This window comes from Kibdelosporangium phytohabitans (genome assembly GCF_001302585.1).
In the GTDB taxonomy this organism is placed as follows: Bacteria; Actinomycetota; Actinomycetes; order Mycobacteriales; family Pseudonocardiaceae; genus Kibdelosporangium; species Kibdelosporangium phytohabitans.
In genome coordinates this window covers 8,887,948-8,899,877 of record NZ_CP012752.1, presented here as the reverse complement: position 1 = coordinate 8,899,877, position 11,930 = coordinate 8,887,948, and the positions used below count along the sequence as shown (strand labels likewise).

Below are 11,930 nucleotides of genomic sequence, written 5' to 3'. Positions count from 1 at the left end.
GCGCTTCGGCGCACAGGAGGAATTCGGTGACGACAAGCAACCCGGGGGCGCTCGCGGCCAGGGTCGACGCTGTGGTGGGTGACCAGGCCGGTGACTGGGACGTGACCGGCCGGATACCCGAACCGCTGATCAGGGAACTGGCCGCGGACGGGTTGCTGTGCGCGCAGGTGCCCACCGGCTACGGCGGGCTCGGGCTGTCCAGCTTGGACACGGGTGAGCTCGCCGCGCACGTCGGCAGCCGGTGCAGTTCCCTGCGCAGCTTGATGACCTCGCAGGGAATGGTCGCCTGGACCGTGCAGCGGCTCGCCACCGCGCGGCAGCGCGACGCGTTTCTGCCCAAGCTGGCGCGCGGCGAACTCGCGGCGGCGGCGTTCAGCGAACCGGACGCGGGCAGCGATCTGTCCGCCATGGCCACCCGGATCGAGACCGACGGTGACTCCGTCGTGGTGACCGGGCGGAAAGTGTGGTCCACGGGTGCGGTGTACGCGGACACACTGCTGGTCTTCGGCAAGTTCGAGGACGGCGCGGCCGCGGTCCTGGTTCCCGCCACCACCGCGGGCGTGACGGTCGAACCGGTCGAGCGACCGACAGGGTGCCGGGCCGCGGGCCACGCGAACATCCGCCTGGACTCGGTACGCCTCCCGGCCGACACCGTCCTCGGTGGGGCCGCGCAGTCGTTGTCGTTGCTGGTGACCTCGGCGCTGGCCTACGGGCGGATCTCCGTCGCGTGGGGGTGCGTCGGCATCCTGCGGGCATGCCTGCGCAGCGTGGCGGAACACGCTCGCACGCGGACGCAGTTCGGCAAGACGTTGGCGCAGCACCAACTGGTGGCGCGGCATCTCACGGAGATCCTGGTGGCCGAGCAGACGGCGACCCGTGCCTGCGAACACGCGAGCCGCTGCTGGGACAGCAACTCGCCGGACATGGCACCGGCCGTGGTGCTCGCCAAGTACATCGGTTCTCGTCAGGCCACGCGGGCCACGCAGCGGGCGGTGCAGGTGTTGGCGTCGGCCGGTGCGCACGACGGGCATCCGGTCGCGCGGGCGTACCGCGACGCCAAGCTGATGGAGATCATCGAGGGAAGCAGCGAGATCTGCCAGCTGATCCTGGCAGACCACGTGGTGGCGGCCGGATGACGGGCAATCCTGGTTGGAGGACGCAAGGCTGTGAGTGCGATGAGTAGCGACAAGCCGTTGGTCAAGTGCCTGGTCTGGGACCTGGACAACACGTTGTGGAACGGCACGATCCTGGAGGACGGCCGCACGACCGTGGCCGACGGGGTCGAGGCGGTGATCAAGACCCTGGACTCCCGCGGCATCCTGCAGGCGGTGGCCAGCAAGAACGACCACGAGGTGGCATGGGCGCGGCTCGAGGAACTCGGTGTGGCCGAGTACTTCGTGGCCAGCCGCATCTGGTGGCACCCGAAATCCAGGTCGGTGCGGGAGATCGCCGAGCAGTTGCGGTTCGCGCCCGGCACCGTCGCGTTCATCGACGACCAGCCCGCGGAGCGGGCGGAGGTGAATTTCCACCTCCCCGAGGTGCGGTGCTACCCGGCCGAGGACGCCCTGCGGCTGCCGGAGTTGCCCGAGTTCAGCCCCGCTGTGGTCACTGTGGACGCCAGCCAGCGCAGGGCCATGTACCGGGCCGCCGGCCTCAGGGAGGCCGAGCGGTCCGGGTTCAGCGGTCCGGACGAGGACTTCCTGAGGTCGCTGGAACTCGAGATGCGGGTCGTGCGCGCGGGCGAGGCGGAGTTGACGCGTGTCGAGGAACTCACGTTGCGCACCAGCCAGATGAACGCGACCGGCGTGCACTACTCGGACACAACGCTGCGGGAACTGCTCGATGACCCGCGCCACGAGGTGCTCGTCACGACCCTCACCGACCGTTTCGGACCGCACGGCGCGGTCGGTGTGCTGCTGGTCGAGAAGCACCAGGCTGTGTGGCATCTGAAGCTGTTGGCGACCTCGTGCCGCGTGGTGTCGTTCGGCGCGGGAACGGCGATCCTGAACTGGCTCGTCGACCAGACCGCGAAGGCCGGCTGCCACCTCGTGGCTGATTTCCGCCGCACGGACCGCAACCGGATGATGGAAGTGGCCTACCGCTTCGCCGGCTTCGACGAATCGGCGTGCGGGTGCGTCGAGGCCCTGGGGCCCACCGGTGCGGACGGACTGCAGCGGCTGCACCTCGTGCCGGAGGAACGGCCGCTGCCCGCCACCATGCGTTGGACGGCGCCCGATCTCGGAGCCGTTCCGGTGTGACACCCGCGCGCGGAGTGGGGTGACGCCGGTTTCAAACTGGCGTCACAATGGCTTCTTCCTGACCAAGGTCATCCCGTCGGCCAGCGGCAGGACACAGATGTCGACGCGGTCATCGGTCCGCAGTAAGCGGTTGATCCGACGAATCGCGACTGTGTCCGCGTCCTGGTGCTCCGGATCGGCGACGCGGCCGAAGAACAGGACGTTGTCGAAAACGATCAGCCCACCCGGCCTGACCAGTGGCAGTGAATTCTCGAAGTATTCGACGTAGCCGGTCTTGTCGGCGTCGACGAATACCAGGTCGAAACTGTTCTCGTGCTCTTGTTCGCGCAACTCGCGCAGCGTTTCCCGCGCGTCGCCGATGCGCACCTCGATTCGATCGGACACCCCGGCGCGCTTCCAGTGGTCGACACCGATGTCCGTCCATTTGGAATCGACATCACACGTGACGAGACGGCCGTCCGACGGCAGCGCGCGAGCCATGCAGAGGGTGCTGTAACCGGTGTACGTGCCGATCTCCAGAATCGACCTCGCCTGCCCCAGCTGGACGAGCATCGCCAGGAAGCGGCCTTGTTCGGGCATGAGGAGCATGGTCCTGCCGCCCGGCAGTTCCACCGTCAGGTCACGCAATTCGGTGAGGATCGCGTCGTCCGGAGGTGAGATTTCCCGGACATAGTCGAGCAACGCGGTGTCGGCTGAGATTTGGTTGGCCATGGTGTGCAGACTAACGCCGGACGGCGCGCAACTGTGTGCGTTCAACCACGCTGCCGGTGACAATGGGGATGTGCTACCTGTCACTGCTTGCACAAAGCGCAAGCCGCCCTCGCCACGTGCCTGACAATCGTTGTTCGCAGGTGTGCTCCGTGTCGACATGCGACGATCATTTTGCCCGCTGTCCGGCGGTGACACCCCGCACTGTGGACAGTGCGCGGCGGGGCGCCGCCGGACGTCGTGCGATAAGTCGGTGACAGCCAGTAGGTCTTCGCGGGACGTCGCGCGACTCGCACTTGAACATCGCCCGGCCGATGGCGCGGAAGTCCCCGCCGATCGGCATCACGTACTCTGTTGAAGCCGTTTGAAACGCTCGCATTCCCGGTGTGAATATCCTTGGGATGCGGTACAACTGACCGAACGCAAGACAGCCAAGTCAGCTGGGGGGCTGCTCGATCGTGGTTATGTTAAGGAATTTTGGTGCGCTGCTGCGGGCGCACCGGCTCAGTGCCGGACTGACCCAGGAGGAACTCGCTGAGGCGTCCGGAGTGTCGGCGCGAACCATCAGCCTGCTGGAGACGGGCAGACGGGACGCACCACGCCTCGCGTCGGCGCGATTACTTGCGCAGGCACTCTCCCTGCGGGACGACGATCGTGCGGCGCTGCTCGACGCGACCACGCGACGCGTCGTCGGGTTCGAGGGCGAGCACCAGCGCGTGAAACCTGCCAACGCTGGTGTGGCACCGCACTACAACGGGTCGTTCCTGCCGCGGGACGTGCCGGATTTCGTCGGGCGGGCAGGGGAGCTCGACCGTCTGGTCGAGTACGCCCCGGCAGCGAGTGAGGGCGTGGCCGCCGTCACAACGATCGACGGGATGGCAGGAGTGGGCAAGTCGGCATTCGCCGTGCACGCCGCCCACATGCTCGCGGAGCATTACCCCGATGGTCAATTTTTCTATGACCTGCACGGTTTCTCACCGAATCGCGATCCTGTCGACGCGGCGACCGCGCTGGAGGCGTTGTTGCGCATGGCAGGTTTGCCCGATGGGCAGATCCCGGCGTCGCTGGACGGGCGCTCGGCGGCCTGGCGGTCCATGCTCGCGGGCCGCCGGATCCTGGTCTTGCTGGACAACGTCGTCAGCCCGTCCCAGATCCTCCCGCTGCTGCCCGGGACACCGGGCAGCCACGTGATCATCACCTCGCGCCGCCGGCTGGCCGCGGTCGACGGCGCGACGCCGATCTCCCTCGGGCCACTGCGCAGCGCCGAGGCTCTGGCCCTGTTCGCCGCGGTGGCCGGGCATGACCGGGTAGCCGGTCAGCTCGACGGTGTCGCCGAGATCGTCCGGCTGTTCGGCTACCTGCCGCTCGCGATCAGGATCGCGGCTGCCAGGCTGCTGCACCGCCCGACGTGGACGGTGACCGGCCTGGCCGAACGCATGCGGGACGGCGGCTACCGGTTGTCCGAACTGGACTCCGAAGGGGATCGGGGGATGGTCGCGGCTCTGACGCTGTCCGGGCGGCTGCTCAACGCGGACCAGTTGCGGCTGTTCACGCTGCTGGGGCTCTACCCGGGAGTGGACTTCGACGTGCACTCGATCGCCGCGCTCGCGGACATCGCGCCGCGGCGTTCCGAGGTTCTGCTGGATGGCCTGGTCGGCGACCACCTGTTGATGGAACCGGTTGCCGGCCGGTACGTGCTGCATGAACTGGTGCGCGACTACGCCAGGACACTCGCGATGCAGACCGAGTCGCCGGAGAGCCGGGCCGCCGCCGTCGCCCGGCTGCTCGAGCACCAGGTCAGCACGGCGTGCGCGGCGGTGGAGCTGATCATGCCCGAACTGTGCGGCGCGCAGGCCGGGAAGCCGGGCACCCGCAGGACGACTGTCGAGTTGCGTGACAAGAACTCCGCGACGTCATGGTTGGACACGGAGTACCCGAACCTGGTGGCCAGTGCGAACCACTCGGGTCGCACCGGCCGGGCCAAGACGCTCGCGTCGATCCTCGAACGGTTGATCTCGGTCACGGCCGAGACCACCGTGCGGTGCCGCGCGACCAGGTCGCGCGGCTACCAGGGACTGATGCCCGCCGCTGCACACCACAGGTAGCGGTCAGCCACCATCGGCTGGTGCCGCGGTGTCGCTCAGCCGCAGCACCAGCCCGACCATGGTCGTGACGGTCCTGAAGTTGGCCAGCCGGAGGTTCGCGCCGGCGATCGTCAGCCCGTACGTTTTTTCCAGGTGGATGACCAACTGCATGGCGAACATCGACGACACCAGCCCGGAGGCGAACAGGTCCTGGTCCGCGGTCACCTCTTTGCTGAGGGTCGCGGTCAGGTGGTCGAGCAGTTCCGCCTCGATCGACTCCGCGGTCCGGCTTGGTGTGGCTGCCTGGTCAACGCTCACTCGGGTTGCCTTTCGTACTCGTGGAATCCGCGGCCGGTCTTGATGCCGTGGTCACCTTGGGCGACCTTGCGCCGCAGCAGGGCACAAGGTTCGTGCGTGGGGTTGCCGGTTCGTTCGTGGAGCACGTCGAGGGCGTCGACGAGGTTGTCAAGCCCGATCATGTCCGCGGTGCGCAGCGGACCCGTGGCGTGGCCGAGGCACCCGAGCATCAACGCGTCGACGTCCGCCGCCGTGGCGACGCCCTCGTCCACGAGGCGCGCCGCGTCGTTGATCATGGGGTGCAGCAACCTGCTGGTCACGAAACCGGGCGAGTCGTTGACCACGATCGGCTGTCTGTCCAGTGCGGACAACAGGGACATGAGGGCAGCCACGGTCCGCTCCGCGGTGCGCGGCCCCACGATCACCTCGACCGTGCGGATCAGATAGGCAGGGTTCATGAAGTGCGTCCCGATGAGGTCCTCGGGACACGGCAGTGCCGATGCCATCTCGTCGATCGGTATGCCGGAGGTGTTGGAGATCACCGGCGTGCCCCGGCGGACCGCCGCGCCGATCTTCGCGTGCACGTCGGACTTCAGATCCGGCTTTTCGGTGATCGCCTCGACAACGGCGGTGGCATCCGCGATGTCCTCGATCCGCTGGGACGTCACCAGTTCGCCCGTCGGCCGGTCGGCCGGTGCGGCGCCCATCAGCTGGGCGTGCCGCACCTGCTGGGCGATGCTCGCCCTGGCTCGGTCGAGGGCACCGTCGTCGATGTCGACAAGAACAACGGGAACACCGTGCCCCAACGCCATGGCCGTGATGCTCGATCCCATCACGCCCGCGCCGAGCACAGCGAGCCGGTGCGATGCCGAATCCGGTTGCATGGAGCAAGGATGACGGTCGACGCGAGTCGAGTAACAGGACGTACACAGGACGTTCGCTCGCCGCTCGCGGCAGAAAGCCGTTGAACGCGCCACCTCTGCGTCATGATCTGCACGCCACCCGGCATGCCGTGACATGAGGAGAACCGATGCGCGTCCCCGTCGACTGGCCGAAGCTCGTGATCGTGACGGGCGCGGGAGCCGGTATCGGCCAGGCCACAGCCGAGGCGTTCGCGGCGAGTGGGGCCACCGTGGTCTGCGCGGACCTCGACCTACCCGCGGCCGAGAAGACAGTCGATGTCCTGCGTGCCAACGGTGGCGAAGGTTTCGCGTACGCGTTGGATGTGGCGGACGCGTCGGCGTGGCAGACCTTCGGCGAGCGGGTGCTGGCCGAGCACGGTGTGGCGGACGTCCTCGTGAACAACGCCGGAGTCGGCCTGGCGGGGTCGTTCCTGGAACACAGCCACCAGGATTGGCAGCGCATCGTCGACGTCAACGTCCTCGGGGCCGGCCACGGCTGTCGTGTCATCGGTGCGCAGCAAAGGAATCGCAACAAGCAGGATCCGTCCGCCCGCGGTCACCTGGTCAACGTCGCGTCTGCGTCGGCGTTCTCGCCGCACAAGCAACTTGCCGCCTACGCGGCGACGAAAGCCGCAGTCCTGATGCTCAGCGAGTCGCTGCGCGCGGAGACGTCCGCCTACGGCATCGGGGTGAGCGCCGTCTGCCCAGCCTTCATCGCGACAGGGACGCACGAGGAGACAGCCGCGAAAGCAGGCGGTGGGCACGGACCTGAGCTCGTGGCCAAGCGGATCCTCAAGGCGGTGCGGCGGAACAAACCCGTCGTCCCGGTGGCGGGAGCGGCCTGGTTCGCGTACGTACTCGCCCATCTGGCGCCGTTCATGATGCGCAGGGCTGCCGCGGTCGACGGCGAAGCCGTGCTCGCACGGATCAAGAAGCTCACGGGTTGGTTGCCGGGCAAGGACGGCCGCAAACGTCCGGAAAACGTCTGACCAAGATTCTTGCCGCCGCGGTGAGCCCGCGAAAGGCTGCGATCACAGACAGAAGGCTATGGGAGCGCATGTCAGCGGAAGACAAGCTTCGCGATTACCTCAACCGTGTCACTGCCGACTTGCGACGAGTGCGCAAGCGCGTGCGCGAGTTGGAGGACAACGCACGGGAGCCGATCGCGATCGTGGGGATGAGCTGCCGGTACCCCGGTGGTGTCACCAGCCCGCAGCAGCTGTGGGAACTCGTCGAGGCGGGCCGTGACGCGGTCGGCCCGCTGCCGGCCAATCGCGGCTGGGACCTGGAACAGGCCTACCACCCCGATCGTGACGTGCCTGGGCGGTTCCACATGCGGGAAGGCGGTTTCCTGCACGACGCCGACCTGTTCGACGCGGAGTTCTTCGGCATGGCGCCCCGTGAGGCGACGGCGGCGGATCCGCAACAGCGGCTGCTGCTGGAATCCACCTGGGAGGCACTGGAACACGCCGGTGTCGACCCGGTGTCGTTACGGGGAACCAAGACCGGTGTCTTCGTCGGCGTGATCACCCAGGACTACGGCCCGCGTTACTCCGCGGCGCCCCCGGGTTCGGCCGGATACCTGATGACAGGCACCACGGCGAGTGTCGCGTCCGGCCGGATCTCGTACACCTTCGGGTTCGAAGGACCCGCGGTCACAGTGGACACGGCCTGCTCCTCGTCGTTGGTCGCACTGCACCTCGCGGCGCAGTCACTGCGCAACGGGGAAAGCACGCTCGCCGTGGTCGGTGGCGCGACGGTGATGTCCGCCCCTGGCATGCTCGTCGAGTTCTGCAAGCAAGGCGGCGTGTCACCTGACGGCCGTTGCCGGGCATTCTCCGCGGACGCCGACGGGTTCAGCCCCGCCGAGGGCGTCGGCGTGCTCCTGCTCGAACGGCTGTCCGACGCCGAACGCCTAGGTCACCCCGTACTGGCCGTGGTCCGCGGTTCGGCGGTGAACCAGGACGGCGCGTCGAACGGCCTGACCGCTCCGAACGGCCCGTCACAGCAGCGCGTGATCCGAGCGGCACTGGACAACGCGCAGCTGGGCCCGGACGAGATCGACGTGGTCGAGGCACACGGCACCGGGACCCGGCTCGGCGACCCCATCGAGGCCGACGCCTTGCTGGCCACGTACGGGCAGCACAGGCAAGCCGGCCACCCGCTGTGGCTGGGGTCGGTGAAGTCGAACATCGGCCACAGCCAGGCCGCCGCGGGCATCGCCGGTGTGATCAAGATGGTGATGGCCATGCGCAACGGCGTCCTTCCCCGGACACTGCACGCCGACAACCCCACACCGCACGTGGACTGGTCGTCAGGCACCGTGCGGCTGTTGACTGAACAGCGGCCGTGGACCGAACACGATCGCCCGCGTCGTGCCGCGGTGTCCTCCTTCGGCATCAGTGGTACGAACACCCACGTCATCCTCGAACAGGACCCGAGGACGAGCACGACAGCCGAGCCCACCGCGGGTCGACAGGGGCCGACGATGTGGCCGTTGTCGGCAAGGACCCGCGAAGCGCTGCGCCACCAGGCGGACCGCGTGCTCGCGCACGTGGAAGCGCACCCCGAGGTGCCCGCCACGGACGTCGGATTCTCGTTGGCCACATCCCGGTCCACCTGGGAGCACCGGGCGGTGGTGGTCGCCGACAAGCTCGAAGATCTGCACGAGGGACTGCGCGCGCTGAGCAACGGGACCACGACACCGCACCTCGTGCGAGCGAACGCGACCTCGGGCGGAACAGTGCTCGTCTTCCCGGGACAGGGTTCCCAATGGCCCGGTATGGCACTGGAGCTGTACGAGTCCCAGCCGGTGTTCGCGCGACACCTGGCGGAGTGCGCCGAAGCGATCGAGGCGTTCACCGGCTGGTCGGTGATCGACGTGCTCAAGGGCGTGGCCGGTGCGCCGTCGCCCGACCGCGTCGACGTGATCCAGCCGGTGCTGTTCGCGGTGATGGTTTCCATGGCCAACCTGTGGCGTTCGTACGGTGTGTCGCCTGCCGCCGTCATCGGCCACTCCCAAGGTGAGATCGCGGCCGCGTGCTTCGCGGGCGCGCTGTCCCTGCCGGACGCGGCTCGGGTGGTGGCCTTGCGCAGCCAGGCGTTGACGGCTCTCGCCGGCGCGGGCGGCATGGTGTCCGTACCGCTGCCCGTCGGCGAGGTGCGGGAGCGCGTGGCGGAGTGGGGCGACCAGATTTCGGTCGCGGCCGTCAACGGGCCGAACACCACCGTTGTCTCAGGCGACGCCACCGCGCTGGACGAACTCCTGGCCCAGCTGACGTCCGAAGCCGTGCGGGCCAAGCGGGTCGCGGTGGACTACGCCTCCCACTCCGCCCACGTCGAGCAGATCAGGGCCGGCCTGATCCGGCTGCTGGCCGACATCACCCCGGGGCATTCGGAGATCCCGATCTTCTCGACGCTGACCGGCAAACGGCTCGACACAACCGTGATGGGAGCCGAATACTGGTACGACAACCTGCGGGAGAGCGTCCGGTTCGAGGACGCGATCCGTGCGTCGCTCGACCAGGGGCACCGGCTGTTCATCGAAGTCGGGCCGCACCCCGTGCTCGCAGGTGGGATGCAGGAAACTGCGGAGTCCGCGGGAACGCGGGCCACGGTGCTGGACTCGACACGCCGGGACGACGGTGGAACACGACGGTTTCTGACATCGTTGGCACTCGCCCACGCGAACGGCGCCTCGGTGGACTGGGAGGCCGTGTTCGCGGGCACCTCCGCCCGCCGGGTCGAGCTGCCGACATACGCCTTCCAGCGTGAGCGGTTCTGGCTGGACACACCGGAGACCGTGGCCGAGCGGACCACTGTGGACGATTGGACCTACCGGGTCGCCTGGCGACCCTTGGTCAGGTCGCCTCGCCCGCTGTTGGCCGGGGACTGGCTCGTCGTCGCCGAGGCGTCACAGCAGACCGGCGCGGTTCTCGACACCTTGGCACGGTACGGTGCCCGGCCGGTGCTGGCTGATCTGGACCACCTGACGGAGGTGGCCGCGGGACGGCGGTTCGACGGCGTGCTTTCGCTGCTGGCCCTGGATGACCGGCCGCACCCGGAGTACCCGGCGGTGCCGTGCGGCTACGCCCGGACGATCAGCCTGGTCCAACGCCTCGGCGAACTCGACGTGGACGGCCGGTTGTGGTGCGTGACCCAGTGCGCGGTCGCTGTGTCGGACGACGACTCCATGCAGGGCTACGCGCAGAGCCTGGTGTGGGGCCTGAGCCACGTCCTGGTCATGGAACAGCCTGAGCGGTGGGGCGGACTCGTCGACCTGCCCGCCGACTTCGATCTCTCGGCGTTCGACGACGACACCGGCCTGGGCCTGGTCGCCGCACTGTCCGGAGTGGACGGTGAGGACCAGGTCGCTGTGCGACCCGGCGGCCTGTTCGCGCGGCGGCTTACCCGCGGCAAGGCGGGACCGGACGTGTGGCGTCCACACGGGACGGTGCTGATCACCGGCGGGACCGGGGCACTCGGCGCCCACGTGGCCCGGTGGCTCGCGGCCAACGGAGCCGAGCACCTGGTGCTGACCAGCCGGACGGGGCAGGCGGCACCGGGTGCCGCCGACCTGGAGGCCGAGCTGAGGGGGCACGGGGTCGAGGTGACGGTCGCGGCCTGCGACGCGACCGACCGGGATGCCCTGCGGCACCTGCTGGACTCGTACCCGCCCGACGCGGTGTTCCACACCTCGGTCGTCCTGGACGACGGCCCCATCTCGGCGTTGACCACCGGGCAGATCGACCGGGTCCTGCGCGCCAAGGCCCAAACCGCGGTCACCCTGCACGAGCTGACCCGCGACCTCGACCTCTCCGCTTTCGTGCTGTTCTCGTCGATCGGCAGCGTCCTCGGTCTGACCGGCCAGGGCAACTACGCGCCGGGCAACGCGTTCCTGGACGCGCTCGCGTACAAGCGCCGAGCCGAGGGGCTCCCCGCGACGTCGATCGCGTGGGGCGGCTGGGCGGGATCAGGTCTGGCGTACCGGCCGGGAGTCGAGGAGTCGTTGCGGCGGCACGGTCTGCGACGGATGCCGCCGCGACTCGCGTCGAGCGCGTTGGGGTCGGCGGTCGCGGAGACGTTCGTGGTCGTCGCCGACGTCGACTGGGAACAGGCGCCCACGAGCTTCGTCACGCCGTTGGTCGCCGAACTGGCCGGTCACCCGAACGCGCAGCCGGACAACGGCGTCGTCGAGCACTGGATGAGCCTGTCCGAAGCGTTGCGCGGCGAGGCGGTGCTGGACGAGGTGCGCAACCACGTGGCCGCCGTGCTCGGCCACAGCTCGGTCGACCACGTCCGCACCGATCGGGCGTTCACCGAGATGGGCATGGACTCCATGACCGCGATCGAGCTGCGCAACCGCTTGATCACCGCTACCGGTCTGAACGTCCCGCCCGCCATGATCTTCAGCCACCCGACCGTCGCGGCACTCGCGGGTTTCCTGTCGGAGCAGCTCGTCCAGCCTGCCGCGGTGACCGGCATGGCCGAGCTGGCGCGGCTGGAGTCCGCGTTGACCACTCTTCCCGACGATCTCGGCGGCCGCGCCGAGATGGCCGGACGCGTGCGCGCCCTGCTGCACAGGCTCGAGCCGGTCTCGGCCACAGGCGGTGATCTCGACGTGTCCGATCACGACGAACTGTTCGCTCTCATCGATGACGAGTTCGGAAGGCGGTAGACCC

At 68.7% G+C, this 11,930-nt stretch carries 8 protein-coding genes; 5 read left to right on the top strand and 3 right to left on the bottom strand.

Annotation, left to right across the window (positions count from 1 at the left end):
* Nucleotides 1–26: 26 nt before the first annotated feature.
* Complete coding sequence (locus AOZ06_RS39680; RefSeq protein WP_054297272.1) at nt 27–1,136, top strand: acyl-CoA dehydrogenase family protein; 1,110 nt, start codon at nt 27–29, stop codon at nt 1,134–1,136.
* Between the two features lie 39 nt (nt 1,137–1,175).
* Complete coding sequence (locus AOZ06_RS39675) at nt 1,176–2,258, top strand: HAD-IIIC family phosphatase (protein WP_054294066.1); 1,083 nt, start codon at nt 1,176–1,178, stop codon at nt 2,256–2,258.
* A 42-nt stretch (nt 2,259–2,300) separates the two neighbouring features.
* Here the strand turns inward: AOZ06_RS39675 and AOZ06_RS39670 are convergent, their stop codons facing one another.
* On the bottom strand, nt 2,301–3,014 hold the full coding sequence (locus tag AOZ06_RS39670) for an O-methyltransferase (protein ID WP_236951893.1): 714 nt from the start codon (nt 3,012–3,014) through the stop codon (nt 2,301–2,303).
* Between the two features lie 416 nt (nt 3,015–3,430).
* Between AOZ06_RS39670 and AOZ06_RS39665 the strand changes: the two genes are divergently transcribed.
* Entirely contained in the window at nt 3,431–5,071 is a 1,641-nt protein-coding gene (locus AOZ06_RS39665; protein WP_083472234.1) for a helix-turn-helix domain-containing protein, read from the top strand.
* Between the two features lie 3 nt (nt 5,072–5,074).
* Here AOZ06_RS39665 and AOZ06_RS39660 read toward each other — a convergent pair whose 3' ends face one another.
* Nucleotides 5,075–5,368 carry an acyl carrier protein gene (locus AOZ06_RS39660; protein ID WP_054294063.1) on the bottom strand — a complete coding sequence of 98 codons (294 nt, stop codon included), beginning with the start codon at nt 5,366–5,368 and terminating at the stop codon, nt 5,075–5,077.
* Nucleotides 5,365–6,231 (bottom strand): 3-hydroxyacyl-CoA dehydrogenase family protein, encoded by an 867-nt coding sequence (locus AOZ06_RS39655; protein ID WP_054294062.1) that lies wholly within the window; start codon nt 6,229–6,231, stop codon nt 5,365–5,367. The genes AOZ06_RS39660 and AOZ06_RS39655 overlap by 4 nt, the downstream gene beginning before the upstream one ends.
* 146 nt (nt 6,232–6,377) lie before the next feature.
* Between AOZ06_RS39655 and AOZ06_RS39650 the strand changes: the two genes are divergently transcribed.
* Both AOZ06_RS39650 and AOZ06_RS39645 read left to right on the top strand, forming a co-directional pair.
* A complete protein-coding gene (locus AOZ06_RS39650; protein WP_054294061.1) occupies nt 6,378–7,238 on the top strand; it encodes an SDR family NAD(P)-dependent oxidoreductase in 861 nt (286 codons plus the stop codon).
* Nucleotides 7,239–7,258: 20 nt separating this feature from the next.
* Nucleotides 7,259–11,926, top strand: a complete 4,668-nt coding sequence (locus AOZ06_RS39645) for a type I polyketide synthase (RefSeq protein WP_417999912.1) — start codon at nt 7,259–7,261, stop codon at nt 11,924–11,926.
* Nucleotides 11,927–11,930: the final 4 nt, after the last annotated feature.

Bases quoted from the DNA above. Each gene is read 5' to 3' on its own strand.
- AOZ06_RS39665 (WP_083472234.1), top strand. From the start codon at position 3,431: ATGTTAAGGAATTTTGGTGCGCTGCTGCGGGCGCACCGGCTCAGTGCC.
- AOZ06_RS39655 (WP_054294062.1), bottom strand. From the start codon at position 6,231: ATGCAACCGGATTCGGCATCGCACCGGCTCGCTGTGCTCGGCGCGGGC.
- AOZ06_RS39675 (WP_054294066.1), top strand. From the start codon at position 1,176: ATGAGTAGCGACAAGCCGTTGGTCAAGTGCCTGGTCTGGGACCTGGAC.
- AOZ06_RS39650 (WP_054294061.1), top strand. From the start codon at position 6,378: ATGCGCGTCCCCGTCGACTGGCCGAAGCTCGTGATCGTGACGGGCGCG.